Below are 18,512 nucleotides of genomic sequence, written 5' to 3' on the forward strand. Positions count from 1 at the left end.
ATGAGTCGTCAACAACAGGTGTTTGACGCAGCGCTCTTGCGCACTTCAGCAATCGATGCCGTGAAAAAACTCGACCCACGCGTTCAGTTTCGTAATCCGGTGATGTTTGTCGTCTACCTGGGCAGTCTCCTGACCACGGTACTGGCGGTGCTGATGTCTACTGGCTATCAGACCGGCAGCGCCAGTTTTACCGGCGCGGTGTCTGTCTGGCTGTGGTTTACCGTGCTGTTTGCGAACATGGCAGAAGCGCTGGCCGAAGGGCGCAGTAAAGCCCAGGCGAACAGCCTGAAAGGCGTCAAAAAAACCAGCTTTGCGAAAAAACTGTCGGCTGCGCATTACGGTGCAAAATGGCAGCAGATTGCGGCCGATGAGCTGCGCAAAGGGGATGCGGTATTAGTGGAAGCGGGCGACGTTATCCCGTGCGATGGTGAGGTGGTCGAAGGGGGCGCATCGGTTGATGAAAGTGCCATCACCGGGGAATCCGCGCCGGTGATTCGTGAATCGGGCGGTGACTTTGCCTCGGTAACCGGCGGGACGCGTATTCTGTCCGACTGGCTGGTCATCACCTGCAGTGCAAACCCCGGCGAAACCTTCCTGGATCGCATGATCGCGATGGTGGAAGGCGCACAGCGCCGTAAAACGCCCAACGAAATCGCCCTGACGATTCTGCTGGTGTCCCTGACGATTGTGTTTCTGTTAGCTACCGTCACGCTGTGGCCGTTCTCCGCCTGGGGCGGTACGCCGGTGACCATCACCGTGCTGGTTGCGTTACTGGTGTGCCTGATCCCTACCACGATTGGTGGTTTACTCTCCGCTATCGGCGTCGCGGGGATGAGCCGAATGCTGGGGGCAAACGTGATTGCCACCAGTGGTCGTGCTGTCGAAGCGGCCGGGGATGTGGACGTGCTGATGCTGGACAAAACCGGCACCATCACACTGGGTAACCGCCAGGCGACCCAGTTTTTACCGGCCCCCGGTGTCACAGAAGAACAGCTTGCCGATGCCGCGCAGTTGGCCTCGCTGGCGGATGAAACGCCGGAAGGTCGCAGTATCGTGGTCCTGGCGAAGCAAAAATTTAATCTGCGTGAGCGGGACCTGAGCAGCATGGGAGCCAGTTTTATTCCCTTCTCAGCCCAGACGCGCATGAGCGGTGTGAACGTGCAGAACCGCCTGATTCGTAAAGGGGCGGTCGATGCGGTGCGCCGTCATATTGAAGCCAGTCACGGTGCGTTCCCGGCAGAAGTAAACGCCCGGGTAGAAGAGGTTGCCCGGGCGGGCGGCACTCCGCTGGTGGTCGCTGAAGGCCCGAAAGTGCTGGGCGTGGTCGCGCTGAAAGATATCGTCAAGGGCGGGATCAAAGAGCGCTTTGCCGAACTGCGCAAAATGGGCATTAAAACCGTGATGATTACCGGTGATAACCCGCTGACCGCCGCCGCGATTGCAGCCGAAGCGGGCGTGGATGACTTTTTGTCGGAAGCGACACCCGAAGCCAAACTGGCGCTGATCCGTCAGTATCAGGCCGAAGGCCGCCTGGTGGCGATGACCGGCGACGGCACCAACGATGCGCCTGCGCTGGCGCAGGCCGATGTCGCGGTCGCGATGAACTCGGGGACGCAGGCCGCAAAAGAGGCAGGCAACATGGTCGATCTGGATTCCAACCCGACCAAGCTGCTGGAAGTGGTCCATATCGGTAAACAGATGTTGATGACGCGCGGATCGTTAACCACGTTCAGTATCGCCAACGACGTAGCCAAATACTTCGCCATTATTCCGGCGGCGTTTGCGGCTACGTATCCTCAGCTCAATATGCTCAACGTGATGGAGCTGCACTCACCGTCCTCCGCGATTCTGTCGGCAGTGATTTTTAATGCCCTGGTAATCGTCTTCCTGATTCCGCTGGCCTTAAAAGGCGTGAGCTACCGGCCATTAAGCGCCGCATCACTGCTGCGCCGTAATTTGCTGATTTATGGATTAGGTGGACTGCTGGTGCCGTTTATCGGTATCAAAGCGATCGATATGTTGCTTGTGCTGTTTGGTATGGCCTGAGGAGAATAAAATGAGTCAGTTACGTCCGGCAATTTTTCTGCTGCTGCTGCTAACGGTTGTATGTGGCGTAGTTTATCCTTTGCTCACGACCGGGTTGGCGCAGTGGCTGTTTCCCTGGCAGGCTAACGGATCGCTGTTAAAGGTAGAAGGTGAAGAACGGGGCTCTGCACTGATTGGGCAGGCTTTTAGCCAGCCTGGCGAGTTTTGGGGCCGTCCTTCTGCCACCGGCGACAAACCGTATAATCCCCTGGCATCCAGTGGCAGTAACCTGGCCGCGAGTAATCCGGCACTCGACAAAGCGGTGGCTGAACGCGTTGCCGCGTTACGTGCAGCCAATCCGCAGGCCAATGGGCCGGTGCCGGTGGATCTGGTGACCAGTTCAGCCAGTGGGCTTGATCCAGAGATTTCGCCACAGGCAGCGCTGTGGCAGGCACCGCGCGTGGCGGCGGCCCGTCAGTTGCCGCTGGCGAAAGTGGATGCGCTGGTGGACAGTCTGACCCAACGTCCGCTGCTCCCATTTATCGGCGAACCCACGGTGAATGTGCTGCAACTCAATCTGGCGCTGAACGATCTTAAATAAGTAAAAGGACGCTATGAATCACGAACCGCTGCGCCCCGATCCGGATGCGCTGTTACAGGCCAACAGTGACAGCCATCGCGGTAAGCTCAAGATCTATTTTGGTGCCTGTGCGGGGGTAGGGAAAACCTACGCCATGCTGCAGGAGGCGCAGCGGCTCCGTGCCCAGGGACTCGACGTGCTGGTCGGCGTGGTGGAAACCCACGAGCGGCCGGAAACGGCCCAGCTTCTTAACGGACTGGTGGTGCTGCCGCGTCGCGCTACCGGCCGATCCCGCCATGCTGAATTCGATCTGGATGCCGCGCTGGCACGTCATCCGGCGGTCATCCTGATGGATGAACTGGCTCATACCAACGTGAAAGGCTCGCGACATCCCAAACGCTGGCAGGATATTGAAGAACTGCTGGATGCGGGCATCGATGTGCTGACCACAGTGAACGTTCAGCACCTGGAAAGCCTGAATGATGTGGTCGGCGGCGTTACCGGCATTCAGGTGCGTGAAACCGTACCAGACCCGTTTTTTGACAGCGCCGATGAAGTGGTGCTGGTGGATCTGCCGCCTGATGATCTCCGGCAACGCCTGAAAGAGGGCAAGGTCTACATTGGCGATCGCGCCGAGCGGGCCATCGAAAATTTCTTCCGCAAAGGCAACCTGTTTGCGCTTCGTGAGCTGGCACTGCGCCGCACGGCCGATCGGGTAGACGACCAGATGCGCGCCTGGCGCGACAGCCAGGGACGGGACAAGGTCTGGCACACGCGCGACGCGATTTTGCTCTGTATCGGAGACGATACGGGCAGCGAGAAACTGGTTCGTACGGCGGCACGGCTGGCCGCCCGGCTCGGCAGCGAATGGCATGCTGTCTATGTTGAAACGCCGCGCCTCAACCGCTTACCGGAGGCCCGTCGCCGCGCCATTTTGCGGACGCTCAAACTGGCGCAGGAGATGGGCGCGGAAACGGCAACGCTCTCCGATCCCGACGACGCTCAGGCGGTGCTGCGCTACGCGCGGGAACACGATCTGGGCAAGATTGTGACCGGACGGCGTCCCGTGCGACGCTGGCGACGCGACAGTTTTGCTGAGCGGCTGGGGCAACTGGGCCCGGATCTGGATTTGCTGGTAGTGGCACTCAATGAGCCCATGCAGGATGCGCCGCATCCCTTAGCCAGCGACCGGGTTAACAGCGACAAATGGCGCATGCAGTTGCGCGGCGTCATGATGGCGCTGGTGCTGTGTATTCTGGTCACCGCCGCCGGACAATCGGTGCTGATCAGCTTTGATCCGGCCAACTGCGTGATGATCTACCTGCTGGCGGTGGTGATCGTGGCCCTGCGTTATGGCCGATGGCCATCCGTGATCGCCACAGTCATCAACATCATTGCCTTTGATCTGTTTTTTGTGGCACCGAAAGGCACGATTGCCGTCTCCGATTTACAGTACCTGGTGACCTTTGGCGTAATGCTGGCGGTCGGCGTGATCGTGGGTAACCTGACGGCGGGCGTGCGCTACCAGGCGCGCGTCGCGCGTTATCGCGAACAGCGCACCCGGCAACTGTATGAAATGGCTAAATCGTTGGGCAGCGGTCTGACACCCGAGGATATCGCGGCCACCAGTCAGCGCGTGCTCGACGCCACATTGCAGGCCCGATCCCTGCTCCTGCTGCCGGATGAGCAGGGCGAGCTGCAAACCCTGGGCAACGCGCTGCCGGGAAATGAACCGGACTGGGCTATCGCCAAATGGAGCTACAGCAAAGGCCAGCCAGCCGGCGCAGGCACAGACACGTTACCGGCCGTGCCCTACCAGATTCTGCCGCTGAAGGTAGGAGAATCCTGTCGCGGGCTGCTGGTCGTCGAGCCAGAAAACGTGCGCCAGCTGATGATTCCCGAACAGCAGCGGCTGTTAGAAACCTTCACCGTCCTGATTGCGAACGCGCTGGAACGTCTGGCGCTGTCGCAGAGTGAAGCGGCTTCGCGGCTGGCCGCCGAGCGTGAACAGTTACGCAATGCCCTGTTGTCGGCGCTGTCTCACGATTTACGCACGCCCTTAACCGTGCTGTTTGGTCAGGCGGAAATGCTGATGCTCGACCTGGCCAGTGATAATTCAAAATATGTGCCCCAGGCCAGCCAGATTCGCGAACAGACCCTGAGCACGATTCGTCTGGTCAGCAATATGCTGGATATGGCGCGTATTCAGTCCGGCGGTCTGAATTTACGGGAAGAGTGGCTGGCTCTCGAAGAGGTGATCGGCGGGGCGCTCAGTAGCATGGCACCGTCGCTGAAAGGAAAGGCGGTCGAACTCGATCTGCCTGCGGATATCGTCCTGATTAAGGGAGACAGCACCTTGCTGGAGCGGGTGTTTACCAACCTGATCGAAAACAGCCTCAAATACGCCGGTAACTGCGCGCCGCGCGGGATCCGCGCCTGGTGTGATCATGCCCGCCTGGAAATTGCCGTCTGGGATGGCGGTCCGGGCATCGCGGAACAGGACATGACCCGTATTTTTGATAAGTTTTCGCGTGGCGACAAAGAGTCGGCCGTGCCTGGCGTCGGACTGGGACTGGCCATTTGTAAAACCATCATTGAGAGTCACGGCGGTCAGATCTGGGCGGAAAATCGCCCGGAAGGTGGGGCCTGTTTCCGCCTTTCTTTACCCTTGCCGCCCGCACCTGAAATTTCTCCTGAAGGGCTGAAATAACTTCACAGATGATCGGTTATAATGCGCGACTTTACTGCTTATGACTGGGAAATTATGGAACGTTTTACCGAAAACCTGATGTATGCATCGCGCTGGCTGTTGGCTCCCGTTTACATTGGACTTTCGCTGGGATTACTGGCACTGACCATCAAATTTTTCCAGGAAATTGTTCACCTGTTGCCCAACATTTTTAGCATTGCAGAAAACGATCTGATCCTGCTGTTGCTGTCACTGGTGGACATGACGCTGGTCGGCGGGCTGCTCGTGATGGTGATGCTGTCTGGCTATGAAAACTTTGTCTCCAAACTCGATATTGATGAGGGTAAAGAGAAGCTGAGCTGGCTGGGTAAGATGGATTCCGGCTCGCTGAAAAACAAAGTGGCGGCGTCGATTGTGGCTATCTCCTCCATCCACCTGCTGCGGGTGTTTATGGACGCGCGCAATGTCGAAAACGATAAGCTGATGTGGTACGTGATCATCCATCTGACCTTCGTTTTGTCGGCCTTTGTGATGGGCTGGCTGGACAGCATGTCGCGGGCAGAGAAGAAAAACGTGTAACCGACGGCACGCGTTATCCGCGCCGGCGACTGACGTCGCTTTTCCCGCGAGATGCCGGCGTCAGCCTGACGCCGGCCGTGCCCCCGCCAGATGAGGCAACACCGCCTTGATCATGGCAAAAAACGCAGTCAGCCGGGCAGGATAATAGCTCGCCCAGGGATAGGTCAGCCATACCGGTAACGCCGGAGCCTGCCATTCCGGCATGAGCTGGACCAGCCTGCCCTCTGCTAAATCCTCTTGTATCACCCACGACGAGACGATGGCGGCCCCCAGGCCCGCCAGCGCAGCTTTGCGTACCGCATAGAGGCTGTCGCTGCTTAAAACAGGGGCGATCGGCAGATTCACCGGTTCACCTTTGTCCTGATGCTGTAACGCGATTTCGTTACGGTAGAAGCTGGTTAACGCGAGCCAGGGCAACGCGCCCAGCTGTTCGACCCGGGTGATCGGTGCATGCTGCCGGAGCAGTTCAGGGGCCGCGACAACAATGCGCGGCACTTCGGCCAGCAGCACCGCCACGACCGAAGGATCGGTAGGCGCGCCGACCTGAATGGCGCAGTCAACGTTCTCGGCCACAAAATCGGGTGTTCTGTCGTTCAGCATCCACTCTATGCGTAAACGGGGATAGCGGCGCATAAAGTCCACCAGCGGGGCGACCAGTTGATCCTGACCAAATGCATGTGGCGCGCGTACCCGCAGTGTCCCGACGGGATCGCTGCCTGCGCCGGTCAGATCGTCTTCCAGCGCATGCCAGGTGGCGAGCAGTTGCCGTGCCTGTGCATAACAGCGTTCGCCATCATCGGTGAGCTTGAGCGCGTGCGTCGTGCGCAGTATCAGTTTCACGCCGAGCCCGTGCTCAAGCGCCTGCAACCGACGGCTGATAGTGGGCTGCGTTGTGCCAAGTTGCACTGCGGCGGCAGACAAACTGCCGCTTTCGACAATGCGAATAAAGGTATGCATCAATGCGATACGATCGTTATTGCTGAAATTGCTCATGCGCCCCACGTATAACCGTTTTGTTTTTTATCAGTCTACCGCGTATGCCAAAAACAGGCTTTACTTGCCACACGCTTTTTTCGAGGATTTCACTATGACAGTGGTACATAACCTGAACCGGCATTCAACTGAGCGCCTGCCTGCGCCCCTTGTTTTTACGTTAGCAACCGGTGCGGGTCTGAGCGTGGCATCGATTTATTACAGTCAGCCCATGCTCGACATCATCAGCAAGCAGTTCCAGATAAGCGTCGGCAGCGTCGGTATGGTGCCCATGTTAACCCAGGCGGGTTATGCGCTGGGGATCCTGCTGCTGGCCCCGCTCGGCGATCGCCACGATCGTCGCACCATTATTTTGATCAAAGGGTTACTGCTAGTCATGGCGCTTCTGCTGTGCGGCTTTTCCGGCGGCATCAGCGCACTGCTTATCGCCAGTTTTATCACCGGCCTGACGGCGACCGTGGCGCAGGACATTGTTCCGGCGTCGGCCGCGCTCGCCCCGGTGGCCAGCCGGGGTAAAACGGTTGGCACGGTGATGACGGGTTTACTGGTCGGCATTTTATTATCCCGTGTCGTTAGCGGTGTGGTGGCGGAGTATTTTGGCTGGCGCACCATGTACATGATTGCGGCTGTGGCCGTGTTGCTGATCAGCCTGACGCTGTGGCGCGTACTGCCGCGCTTTACGCCGGGTACGTCGGTAAGCTATCCCCGCCTGCTGTTGTCACTGGTGCACTTATGGCGTGCGCATCAAACCCTGCGGCGTGCGGCGCTGGCACAGGGACTGCTCTCCGTGAGTTTTAGTGCGTTCTGGTCAACGCTGGCGATCATGCTTAGCGACCGCTTCCATTTTGACAGTGCCATTGCCGGTGCTTTTGGTCTGGCAGGGGCGGCAGGCGCGCTGGCGGCGCCGCTGGCCGGGAACGTGGCGGATCGTATTGGCCCGGCGCGCGTCACCCAGTTTGGTGCCGGTCTGGTGACGCTCTCTTTCGCGCTGATGTTTTTACTGCCTTTCCTGCCGCTGTCTGCTCAACTGGCCGTCATTATTATCAGCACAATAGGTTTTGACTTAGGCGTGCAGGCCACGCTGGTGGCCCATCAGACATTGATTTACGGTCTGGTTCCCGAGGCGCGTAGCCGGCTAAATGCCCTGCTGTTTACCGTGGTGTTTATCGGTATGGCCAGTGGGGCGGCACTGGGTAGCCTGGCGTTGGCGCACTGGGGCTGGAATGGCGTTGTCGTGTTATCCACCGTTGCCGCCGCTGTCAGCCTGTTAATCCGCCTCGCCAGTCGTCACCTCAGGGACTGATTCTTCCGCCCGCCAGCAAATGTGCCAGGCTTAGTCATAAACTCAATTAAAACGGTGCGTTATGAACTTCATTGCCTGGACAGCTGCGACGGGCTGTCTGCTGTTATTAATGTCGCTGGCATCAGGGTGGATCCACCGCGGCCCCGTGACCTCTTTTGGTCTTTTTTTATTAACCGGGATCGCCTGTGGGCCGTGGGGATTTGATGTGATTGAAATCGATATCCTCCGCCATGCTGAACTGGTCGCGCATATTACCGAGATAACGATGGCCGCGTCGCTGTTCATCACCGGGCTCAAGCTGCGTCTGCCGCTGAAAGCCAGGCAATGGCGCGCGGGCAGCCTGCTGGCGTTTCCGGCCATGTTGTTGACGGTCGCCGCAATGACGCTGCTGTCTCACTGGCTGGTGGGGCTGTCGTGGCCGATTGCGCTGGCCTTTGGTGCCATTGTTGCGCCCACCGATCCTGTGCTGGCCAGCCTGATTTCCGTCAGCGATGCGCAGGACGATGACGCCCTGCGCGTTGCGATATCCAGTGAGGCGGGCATGAATGATGGTTCGGCGCTGCCGTTACTCATTCTGGCCCTGTTGCTGTTTAACGGTGAAAGTCTGGGCACGGGCATGCTGGCACGCTGGGCAGCCATTGATGTGGTGTGGGCCATTGGCGGCGGCATTCTGCTGGGGTTTGGTCTGGGGCGGTTAGTCGGCCTGCTGGCCGCACGGCTTCGTCATGCGCATGGTGATGTCGCACCCAATGACTTTCTGGCGCTGGCGCTCATTGCGTTGAGCTATGCCCTTGCTGAATCGCTGGGCGCGTCGGGCTTTCTGGCTACCTTTGCGGCAGGCCTGGGATTACGTCGGGCTGAACTGGGTGTGTTCAAACGTTATCAGCCTGATGATATGCCGGATGACGATCGGGTGCTGCCTGCGGAAGCACTGGTCAATCCCAACCAGCGTTTACAGCAACACGGTAGCGGTATGGTGAAATCGGTCGGTTTAGTGGTAGGCGACGCGCTGTCTTTTGGCGATACTATTGAGCGTTTACTGGCGGCCACAATGATGGTGGTCCTCGGCGTGACGCTGGCCCATCACTGGAACATGCAGGGCGTGATGCTCGGCCTGTTGCTGTTTGTGGTCGTCCGGCCACTCGCCGTATGGCTGGTCACGCTGCGTTGCGGCGTATCGCTTCCTCACCGTTTGCTCATCGGCTGGCTGGGGATTCGCGGTATAGGTAGTCTTAATTATATTGCGTTTGCCTGGGTCCATGGTATGGGCGGCTCGCAGGCAACGATGATGGTTGATATGGCGCTGACGCTGGTGGTATGCAGCATCGTGGTGCACGGCGTGTCAGTAACGCCGCTGCTAAACTGGCGCCAGGCCCGACTGGATGCAAAGCAGCGCCAGTCATGAAAGTGGGTTAACTGATAACAGGAGAAGACGATGAAGATATCTCAGATACTGTTGCTGAGCGTACTGGCCTCTGGCAGTGCGCTGGCGGCAGACGACACGGAACAAAGTGCTTACGCCAGCCAGCTGTGTCACATCGTGAGCAGTGAAAAAAGCGTATCGACAGCCGATCAGTATGTCGAAAAAATGAAATCCAGCGTCGCAGGATCGCAGTCCTCTTCCGCCTTCAATAAACCTGAATTTGACGAGGAACTGGCGAATGAAGTCGCCAGCGCATGGCTGCAGCTGGGTGACGAAGAGCGCGCTAAACTGCGTAAAAATACGCAGCAGTGTGAGCAAACGGTGATGACGCAGTTCCAGCAGGAAGATTAACCGCAGTTAAATCGTCAATAAACGCGCTAAAATGGCGCGTTTTTTAATGGATTTTCATGCCCGATTGCGTACATAATCGCCAGCGTCTTCACCAAACGTGCGATACATAATAAAAACGCAGCGGACCGACAGGGCCGTCTGACCTTTCTGGCATAGATTTAACAGGCATCATGATTACGCGTCGACGCTTTATTTTCGGCACAGGAGCGCTTGCGCTTTCACTGGCTACCAGCAAACTGTTTGCCCGCGATGATATTATTCCCCTCTGGCCGGACGAACCGCCCGGCGGTGGCGGCCCTGGCGGAAAATTACGTGTTGATGCATGGGGCTCCTGGTCGAATATCGTCAGCCCGGCGATTCAGCGTTTCAGACCTGAAAACCCCAACGGTGAAGCGGTGCTCATCGCGGCAGGCGGCGGCTACCGCTGGATCGGTATGGGACGTGAAGCCTGGCCCGTTGCACACTGGTTAAATGCCAACGGCTATACCGCCTATGTTCTCAGCTACCGTTTGCCGCGTGAAAAGTGGCAGGCCGGGAATCTGGCGCCTTTACAGGATGCCCAGCGCGCGCTGCGTCTGCTTCGCTCATTCGAACGAAAAGTGCATGTATTAGGATTTTCGGCCGGTGGGCATTTGCTGGGGATGGCGGCGGCGCGTCCGGACTTTCAGTCCTATCCCCCCATTGACAGAGTGGATCAGGAAATCCCCAAAGCGGACAGTGTCGGGCTGATTTATCCGGTCATTACCCTGGAAGCCCCTTATCAACATACCAATACACATCTGATGATGGTCGGTAATGATGCCAGCCCACAGGAAGAAGCCAGTTGGTCTGTGCAAAATTATGTCACGCACGCTTATCCGCCAACCTTCCTGGCGCAGGCCGGTGACGACCACACTTCAAAACCCTTTAACACGCAGTTAATGCGCGATACCTGTCGCCGCAATCGCGTGCCGGTTCAGTTGATTCAGCTTTCCAGCGGCGGGCATGGTTTTGGCCTGGGTAAAGCGGGCACGCCGGCTGCGCTGTGGGATCAGGCCTATGTGAAATGGCTGGAAAACCTTGATCAGAACCCCTCGCCGTTGACGCATCGGTCTGCCACTGTCCTTTAGTTATTCTGGCGACGCCGGTCATAAAAAAAGCCGGCAGTTGCCGGCCTCGCTAAAACAGCGATTCTCAGGATTGAAGCGACACAGGGCAAAGCATGTGATAAAGCATGGTCACTGCGATTAAAACTGATAGGTCAGGCCCATCCCGACGCTGTCTTTCGTAGTGATACCAGTAGCACGAGTAAAGTCATTATCTTTCAACAGGTTAATGCGGTAATCCACATAGGTCAGCATGTTCTTGTTGAAGTAGTAATAGGTGCCCACCGCAATATACTTCTGCATGGTCTGACTTCCACCGGCAAAGTTGCCTGCGCCTTGCAGGTTTTCCCCACGCTGCGTGACAAAACCAATGGAAGGGCGTAAGCCGTTGAGGAACTGATATTGCGCAATGGCTTCGAAGTTATGCGTCTTGTCAGCAATCTGCGACAGCTGGCCGTACGGGGTCACATCGTTGGCCTCACCGTACATCGCGGCAAGGTAGATTTGGTTCGCATCGTATTTGGCCGAGGTCACCCATGCCGTCGCATCGTCACCCTGACCGTCCGCTTGCTGTGTCAGCGTACGATTGGCTTTCATACCGGCCGCAGCAATGCTCAAACCATCGGTAATGCTGTAGGTCAGACCGGCACCGTAGCCGTCGCCGTTTGCCAGCTTAGCGGTTGAGCGGTCGTTTTTCCCCTGATACTGAAGAATGACCTTCAGGCCGTTCCAGTCTGGCGAGTGCCAGGTGGCCAGGCCGGTTGAGCGTTTTGACAGGAAGTTGTCGTTGGTGGTCATGGTGCCGGAACCGTAAATCGGTGCCATATCGGTGTAAGCCGATGCGGTATACAGCACGCCAAAGCTGCGGCCGTAATCGAATGAGCCAAAGTCAGCCAGTTTCAGACCTGCAAAACCCAGACGCGTCGCATTCCCGGTTTGTGCGTCAGTGCCGCCTTCGCTGTGGTTCAGCTGGAAGTTATATTCCCATTGACCATAGCCTGTCAGTTGATCGTTAATTTGGGTTTCACCTTTAAAACCCAGGCGCGCATAAGAGTTATCACCATCTTCGGCGGTATTGTCCGAAAATACATGACGCGCATCGACTTTACCGTACAGATCAAGTTTATTACCGTTTTTATTATAAATTTCAGCGGAGCATGCAGAAAATGAGATCAGCAAACACAGTGCATGCGGCGCGCATATTTTTATTTTACGTTGCATATCATCTACCCTTTAATGTTGGTGAAGCATGAGGTTTATTTCCGCACAAGGCGGAATTGTTCAAAAATGTCAGTTTCGTTATGACGAAATAATTAAAAGCGTTACGTGGCTACATCATGTGGCCGTATTTTTATGGTTTTCCCTGGTGTTGATTATCAGGGCGCATAACGCCTTGATAATGTATTTATTATTAAATGGCTAAATCAGGTATATCGCTCAATATCGTTTGCGCGCCACTGTGTAAATATTTACGGGCGACAGCAGGGTCATTAATTGTGGCAATCGCAAACTCAATACCGGAATCGGCCAGGCGTTTCAGGTCGTCATCCGTCGCAAAGTCCGCCAGGAAGTGCAGGATCTGACAGCCGGTTCTGGCCAGTAATGCCACAGGATCGCTGGGAGGAACGCACACGGCCAGTCCACGCGGGACGTCAGGCATGATCCTTTCCGCAACCTTCAGCGAGAGCTCAGAAAAGCTGCTGATAAAGAGCTTCTTTTCATCCGCAGGCCACAGCGATTTCAGCTGCGTAATGGCAATTTCCGCAGTTTCAATTTCCTGACCAGACGTTGGTTTGATCTCCAGCTGAAGGCCAATACCTTTATCCAGCACAAATCCCACGGTTTCAGCCAGTGTAGGGACTTTAACGCCTTTGAACAGGTGGCCATAACAGACGCCCGCATCCAGCGACCGGATTTGGTCCAGGGTTAAATTGGCGACGTAGCCGGTGCCATTTGTTGTCCGATCCACCGCATCATCGTGAATGATGACCGGGTGCCTGTCTTTGGTCAGTTTGACATCCACCTCTATCCACGTCGCGCCATGCTCAACGGCCGCCTGAAAAGAAGGCAGTGTGTTTTCTGGTGCCAGCAGAGGCGCACCACGATGTGCAATCAGGCGGGAATTCACTACGCGTACAGGGTGTTTTTTTGTCGGCATGCTCAGCGTTACCTTCTGTTGTCGGGTTAGCACAGGCTTACTTAAGTAAGACCTGGTTAGAAAATTCGGTTCTGACTTCGTCGCCCAGCGGTTTAGGCATGAACTGGGTGCCATGAACACGTTCTTTGCTGTTGATCAGACCTGCATCGCGATTCACTTCTTTGTTTTGTGGCGTAATGCCATAAACCTGTTGAAACAGCCTTTGTGTCGTGGGCAGCGTCAGCCAGTGGATAAACAGCAATGCTGCCGCTTTGTGCGGCGCATTCTTGGGAATCGCCACCATATTTCCGCCGCCGGGCATGCCGAAATCGGGGATATAGAGTCGGATGGTTTTGGGGACTTCGCCGTGGTTTTCTAAGCCCACCAGATAGTCTTCCCAGGCGGGGACCAGCAGAAACTCACCGCTCACCAGTCGCGTTACGCTGTCGGCGTTAGAGGCGGTAATAATGTAATCAGGACGCAGTTGTTTGAACCAGTTCCAGGCCGGTTGTAAGGCCGTCAGGCTTTTTACATCCGCATCGCCTTTGGTGAAATCAAAGCCAGGCACCAGCGTACGCGTGACAGATTCAATAAACGCCGGACCGGAACCGCCGTTTTCCACGTTAAAGCCAAACTCCTGAGGATGAGTCTGCAGGAAGGTGGTGAGCTGCGGCAGGGTACGGGGCAACTCGCTTTCTTTCATGCGGCGCGAATCGTAGGCCAGGCCCGTCTGATTGCCCCAAAATGCCACGCCATAACCTTTACTGTCCGTACCCTCAATGGTGTAGTTCAGGGTTTTGCCTTCCGGCAGCAGTGTATTAATCGGGCCAAAAAACGTTTGCTGAGGCGATACCGTACCGAATGCGCCTCCGCCAATCGAAAACACATCAATATCGCCTGTTTCCCGTCCCCGGTCAGCCATGAGTTTATTAATATTGCCTTGCAGCGGACCTTCAGAGATCGTAACAGCAATACCGTACTGTTTTTCAAACAGGCTGACCTGCTCTTTAAGACGATCCTGGTAATACCATTGGTACCAGGTTAATTTCCCTTCTTTTTTAGCCTCGTCAACAATGTGTTGCCAGTCCATTTGTGTAATATCCTGAGCCTGAGTACAAAAAGCCCACGCAAGTAATAATAAGGTGGCAGATCGTCTGAACATGATTTTCCCCAGTTAAGCGAATTAATAACCGTCAGCCTTTTCCAGCAAAAGCGGCGACGGGATTCTTTGTCAGTAATTTTTCAGCTATCAGCATTAAAATGACATTCGGCACGACCAGCATTAAAGAAATAACAGCGGCATTAGGTCTGATAAAGTTGTAACCCAGATAAGAATAAAGAATGGTCGGTACGGTAATAAAATCCGGCGAGCCGACAATAAAGCTAATGGCGAACTCTTCGATGGATAACGTAAAGACAATAATTAAGGCCGCAAATATGCCGGGTCTGATAGTTGGCAGGCAGGCAACTAAAAAACGATTTACTACAGACGCGCCCATATCGCGGGCGGCATCCAGGGTGTCCTGACGTATTTGAGAAAAGGAAAGGGTCAGAATCCTCACGGCATAGGGCATTAAGATGATGGTATGTCCCAGTAAAATGCCGACAAACCGACTGTGGATGCCCACCACGTTCAACAGCATGGAAAAAAACAGCGCAATCACAAAGCCGGGCACGATGAGCGGAAGCAAAACCGCATTCTGTAGCAGGGATTTACCCGTAAACGACATCCGGCCAAACGCCCAGGCCGCTGGCAGGGCCAGTAGCAACGTGAGCACAGAGACGGTTGCTGCCAGTAAATAGCTGTTCTTCAGCGCCTGTGGCAGGGCCGTGGTCGTCCAGACTTCGACCCAGCGGCCCAGGGAAAGCACGGGCGGCAGGGCATCCGGCCAGGCCCAGGGATGCGTTTTATCCACCAGAGACCACAGCACGGTCAGAATAAAGGGGATCACCAGCCACAACATGAACAGTGCGGTAATCAGGATCATCATCATGATACGCAGGGGCGACATGCTTTTTCTGGCTCTCATCATTTATGTTCTCCCACTTTTTGCAGCCACTTCGCCACACCGGCCAGCACCACCGCACCGACAAACGCCGCCAGCATTAATATCACCGCCACCACGGCCGCAAGGTTCCAGCCCTGGGCGCTGATTTCCGGAAAGCGCAGCATGTATTGCGACAGGGAGAAAACGCTGGTGGGTCCAGCCACGACCTGGAATGAAAAGTCGCCCAATGCGCCAATGAAGATCAGGATCAGCGAGACCTGAACGGCTTTGATGGATAAGGGCAGAATGATCTGTAAAAGGCGGGCGGTTTTGCCTGCGCCCAGATCGCGGGCCGCATCAACGATTTCGTCCCCGATAGCGCGCAGACTGCCGGTGATGATCAACAGGGCATAGGGAAGCTGTTTCCAGACCTGCAGGATAATGACACCAATGCCCCAGCGATCATTCTGCATACGGATGGGTTGCGAGATGATGCCCAGTTTGAGCAGGCCGAGGTTAATAAAGCCCTGCCAGGAAATCAGATTGATGAACAGCAGGGCGGCGACCAGCCCGTGTACCATCAACGGGGCTTTCAGTAAGCCGCTCATCAGCACAGAGCCGGGAAAGGGCTTTCTCAGCCACAGCGCCAGCGGCAGGGCCAGCGCCACAGACAGGACGGCACTGACCACGCCAATTTTCAGGGAATAGCCGGTGGCGCGCCACAGCTGACTGTCGTTCAGGATGGTTTCCCAGTACTGCAGCGTAAAATGCGCAGGCGCGCCAAAGTTGAACAGTCCGACAGATTGCGCGATGGCCATAACGACAATCAGAATCAGGGTGAGCACGACGGGAGCGACCGCAGGCAGCACCAGTAACCAGGCGACTATGTTTCGGTTGTGCACTTTCATGACCAGCTTTCCTGCAAAAAGCGAATCCTGTCAGGCGCGATGGAAAAATTAACGCTATCTCCTTCCCGAATGTGATTTTTACCGACTAACTGAATATGCCACTGGTATTCCGGCTCTTCATGGTCCTTTGGGTGAACCTGTAGCTCGGACAGGTTGCCCAGAAAGCTCACGGCACCTATTTCGAAAGCACGGCTATTCATACCGGTTTCCTGTTCGCTCAGCAGAGCATCTTCCGGACGCCAGAAGGTGTATACCTTGTCGGAAAGGGGCGGAACAGGACTGTGAATGTTCATTTCACCCAGCACGCAGGAAACACGATACATTCCGGTGTGACTGTCACCGTCAATGACATGCGCTTTCATCACATTCGCCTGGCCAACAAAGCCCGCAACAAACCGGTTAACCGGCGAGTAATAAATATCTTCAGGGGTGCCGGTTTGCTCAATGCGTCCGGCGTTCATAACCACGACGACGTCAGACATGGACAGGGCTTCTGCACGGTCATGGGTCACATAGATAGCGGTAAACCCGTGTGAACGCTGCAGCTGGCGGATTTCGAGGCGGACTCTGTCGCGTAATGTGGCGTCGAGATTCGACAGCGGTTCGTCGAACAACACGATTTCGGGCCGCACAGCCAGCGCTCTGGCCAGCGCGACACGCTGCTGCTGACCGCCCGATAACTGCGCAGGCAGCTTCGGTAAGTGGGCGTTTAACGAGACCTGAGCGGCGGTTTGCGTGACGCGATCCTGTCTCTCCGCTTTGGCCATTTTCCTCTGCTTCAGCCCAAACCCAATGTTTTCGGCCACAGACAGGTGAGGGAACAGCGCATAGGACTGAAAGCACATGGCCGTATCGCGGTGCTCAGGGTTAACCTGATGCATGTCCTGCTGGTGAATCAGGACTTCCCCGCTGTCCAGGCTGTAAAAGCCCGCAATCACTTTGAGCAGCGTGGTTTTGCCACATCCAGACGGACCCAGCAGGGAAACGAACTGTCCTTTTTCGGCCTTCAGTGAAATGCCGTCCAGCGCGACAAAGTCGTCGAATCTGAGCATGGCATTATTGATTTCAAGCGTATTCACGTATGGCTGCCCCGTCATTGAAGAAATGTGTGCATCTTAATTAATGCGATGCGCATAATAATTTGATGCGGCGAAATTAGGCAATTTCAGGCAGGTTAAGAATTTATTAATTTTATAAAACCCATATTTAACATGGTAATAATGAGTTGATTTGATTTCTTACATTTACTCTGCTAACTATTATCATGCATAGTGAATAATATTGAAGGCAGAACGTTTGTCGGTCATATGAAGAAAAAAGCGGGGAGGACAGCGCCGAAACGCTGTCCTGAAAAGACGGCAGGAAGAGAGCGCGGACTGACGGATATTCAGGCGGGGGTAAAGCGGGGGTGCGGAATAAACTGGGCGGAAAGGCGATTGAGTGCCGCGGTGCCAACACTCACATGTGTTGAACTTTTTTCCTGGCTCCCGGCCAGATGAGCATCAAGCCCTGCGGCTTTGCATAGGGCATAGCCCGCGGAAACATCCCACATACTGCTGAAGCACTCCTGATAGCCATCGACATAGCCCAGCACACTAAAGCTTAAACCGATGGTGGCACAGCGGTAGCGCACCACATTCCAGCCAGTATCCCGGTACGCTTTTTCAATGCAGAGCTGGTGGGTGAAGTCCCATGAAGGACTGTCGCCAATGGCAACGGTTTTGAGTCCCTGGGCGATTTCGGGTCGCGTAAAAGGCTGGCCGTTAAAATAAATGCCGGCCTCCTTGCCCCCGCTCAGCATGATGTTTAACACCGGATGAACAATCACCCCGATGACCGGTTCGCCGTCGATGACATAACCGACAGAAATGCCCCATAACGACGAGCCACGGAGAAAGTTACTGGTGCCATCAATCGGATCGACCGACCAGTAACGGTCACTGAGTTCGCCGCCTTGCTCTTCGCCAATGACGCGTTCATTGGGGAAATATTGCGCCAGACGTTGACGAATCAGCTTCTCAACCTCCTGATCTGCTTCACTGAACACATCCTGGGGCCTTTTTTCGCAGATTTCTAATTCACTGAGCTGCCTGAAATAATCCAGCGCCAGCTGTGATGCTTCTTGAGCAATACGTTCAATCACCTTTACGCGCGTATCCATTCTTAATCCGTTCATTTTGTGAAAGGTCCTGAGCTTGTTCGTTTACCTTGTGCTGCACAATGACTCAGCAACGGGAAACGCTGATTTAATATAATGCTTTACGCATGAAATTAGAGTGTCGGCCTGTTTTGTGTCAGTATTATGATGATTTGGTGATGCGATTTTTTTTTAGGAATATCGTCCTGAATCAGCATGTTCACACAGCACGTAAAGGTCAGGCGCATGACTATTCGGAATGCATAAAAGCGTGCTAGGGTGTAACAGAACCTGTCATTAAAACGGTGAGGATA

The 18,512-nt window shown here is 55.5% G+C and carries 16 protein-coding genes; 8 read left to right on the forward strand and 8 right to left on the reverse strand.

Translation table 11 applies throughout. The features are described from left to right. Genes kdpB through GC090_RS01235 form a run of 4 tightly spaced genes read left to right on the forward strand, consistent with a single transcriptional unit; the run spans window position 1 to window position 5,873 of the window. Window positions 1-2,046 (forward strand): potassium-transporting ATPase subunit KdpB, encoded by a 2,046-nt coding sequence (gene kdpB / locus GC090_RS01220; RefSeq protein ID WP_054632913.1) that lies wholly within the window; start codon window positions 1-3, stop codon window positions 2,044-2,046. A gap of 10 nt (window positions 2,047-2,056) precedes the next feature. Further along, a complete protein-coding gene (gene kdpC, locus GC090_RS01225) occupies window positions 2,057-2,626 on the forward strand; it encodes a potassium-transporting ATPase subunit KdpC (RefSeq protein WP_006121133.1) in 570 nt (189 codons plus the stop codon). A 13-nt stretch (window positions 2,627-2,639) separates the two neighbouring features. Beyond that, on the forward strand, window positions 2,640-5,315 hold the full coding sequence (kdpD, locus tag GC090_RS01230; RefSeq protein ID WP_054632914.1) for a two-component system sensor histidine kinase KdpD: 2,676 nt from the start codon (window positions 2,640-2,642) through the stop codon (window positions 5,313-5,315). A 54-nt stretch (window positions 5,316-5,369) separates the two neighbouring features. Further along, window positions 5,370-5,873: a TIGR00645 family protein gene (locus tag GC090_RS01235; protein WP_006121131.1), complete on the forward strand. Its 504-nt coding sequence runs from the start codon at window positions 5,370-5,372 to the stop codon at window positions 5,871-5,873. A gap of 60 nt (window positions 5,874-5,933) precedes the next feature. On the opposite strand, the gene GC090_RS01240 is transcribed toward GC090_RS01235, so the two are convergent. Further along, the gene (locus GC090_RS01240) at window positions 5,934-6,866 is read right to left on the reverse strand and encodes a LysR family transcriptional regulator (RefSeq protein ID WP_006121130.1); all 933 of its coding nucleotides are present in this window, start codon (window positions 6,864-6,866) and stop codon (window positions 5,934-5,936) included. A gap of 94 nt (window positions 6,867-6,960) precedes the next feature. Here GC090_RS01240 and GC090_RS01245 point away from each other — a divergent pair, with 94 nt between their 5' ends. From GC090_RS01245 to GC090_RS01260, 4 genes are all read left to right on the forward strand, one after another. Continuing rightward, window positions 6,961-8,169, forward strand: a complete 1,209-nt coding sequence (locus GC090_RS01245; RefSeq protein ID WP_058701475.1) for an MFS transporter — start codon at window positions 6,961-6,963, stop codon at window positions 8,167-8,169. Window positions 8,170-8,230: 61 nt separating this feature from the next. Next, complete coding sequence (locus GC090_RS01250) at window positions 8,231-9,574, forward strand: cation:proton antiporter (RefSeq protein ID WP_006121128.1); 1,344 nt, start codon at window positions 8,231-8,233, stop codon at window positions 9,572-9,574. Window positions 9,575-9,604: 30 nt separating this feature from the next. Then, on the forward strand, window positions 9,605-9,943 hold the full coding sequence (locus GC090_RS01255) for a hypothetical protein (protein ID WP_006121127.1): 339 nt from the start codon (window positions 9,605-9,607) through the stop codon (window positions 9,941-9,943). 170 nt (window positions 9,944-10,113) lie between these two features. Then, window positions 10,114-11,052 (forward strand): alpha/beta hydrolase, encoded by a 939-nt coding sequence (locus tag GC090_RS01260; protein ID WP_006121126.1) that lies wholly within the window; start codon window positions 10,114-10,116, stop codon window positions 11,050-11,052. Window positions 11,053-11,169: 117 nt separating this feature from the next. Here GC090_RS01260 and GC090_RS01265 read toward each other — a convergent pair whose 3' ends face one another. The 7 genes from GC090_RS01265 to GC090_RS01295 form a co-directional block, all read right to left on the reverse strand. Further along, window positions 11,170-12,249 (reverse strand): porin, encoded by a 1,080-nt coding sequence (locus GC090_RS01265; protein WP_006121125.1) that lies wholly within the window; start codon window positions 12,247-12,249, stop codon window positions 11,170-11,172. Window positions 12,250-12,439: 190 nt separating this feature from the next. After that, the gene (locus GC090_RS01270; RefSeq protein WP_006121123.1) at window positions 12,440-13,186 is read right to left on the reverse strand and encodes a glycerophosphodiester phosphodiesterase family protein; all 747 of its coding nucleotides are present in this window, start codon (window positions 13,184-13,186) and stop codon (window positions 12,440-12,442) included. A 37-nt stretch (window positions 13,187-13,223) separates the two neighbouring features. Further along, a complete protein-coding gene (locus tag GC090_RS01275) occupies window positions 13,224-14,327 on the reverse strand; it encodes an extracellular solute-binding protein (RefSeq protein WP_033738282.1) in 1,104 nt (367 codons plus the stop codon). 31 nt (window positions 14,328-14,358) lie between these two features. Further along, window positions 14,359-15,195, reverse strand: coding sequence for an ABC transporter permease (locus tag GC090_RS01280; RefSeq protein WP_039342845.1), 837 nt, complete (start codon window positions 15,193-15,195; stop codon window positions 14,359-14,361). Beyond that, complete coding sequence (locus GC090_RS01285) at window positions 15,195-16,061, reverse strand: ABC transporter permease (protein WP_039342799.1); 867 nt, start codon at window positions 16,059-16,061, stop codon at window positions 15,195-15,197. Before GC090_RS01285 ends, GC090_RS01280 begins: the two co-directional genes overlap by 1 nt. Continuing rightward, the gene (locus tag GC090_RS01290) at window positions 16,058-17,158 is read right to left on the reverse strand and encodes an ABC transporter ATP-binding protein (protein ID WP_416381866.1); all 1,101 of its coding nucleotides are present in this window, start codon (window positions 17,156-17,158) and stop codon (window positions 16,058-16,060) included. Before GC090_RS01290 ends, GC090_RS01285 begins: the two co-directional genes overlap by 4 nt. Before the next feature lie 290 nt (window positions 17,159-17,448). Beyond that, complete coding sequence (locus GC090_RS01295) at window positions 17,449-18,222, reverse strand: inositol monophosphatase family protein (protein ID WP_039342793.1); 774 nt, start codon at window positions 18,220-18,222, stop codon at window positions 17,449-17,451. Window positions 18,223-18,512 lie beyond the last annotated feature (290 nt).

Source organism: Pantoea sp. JZ29, assembly GCF_035190385.1.
GTDB lineage: Bacteria > Pseudomonadota > Gammaproteobacteria > Enterobacterales > Enterobacteriaceae > Pantoea > Pantoea stewartii.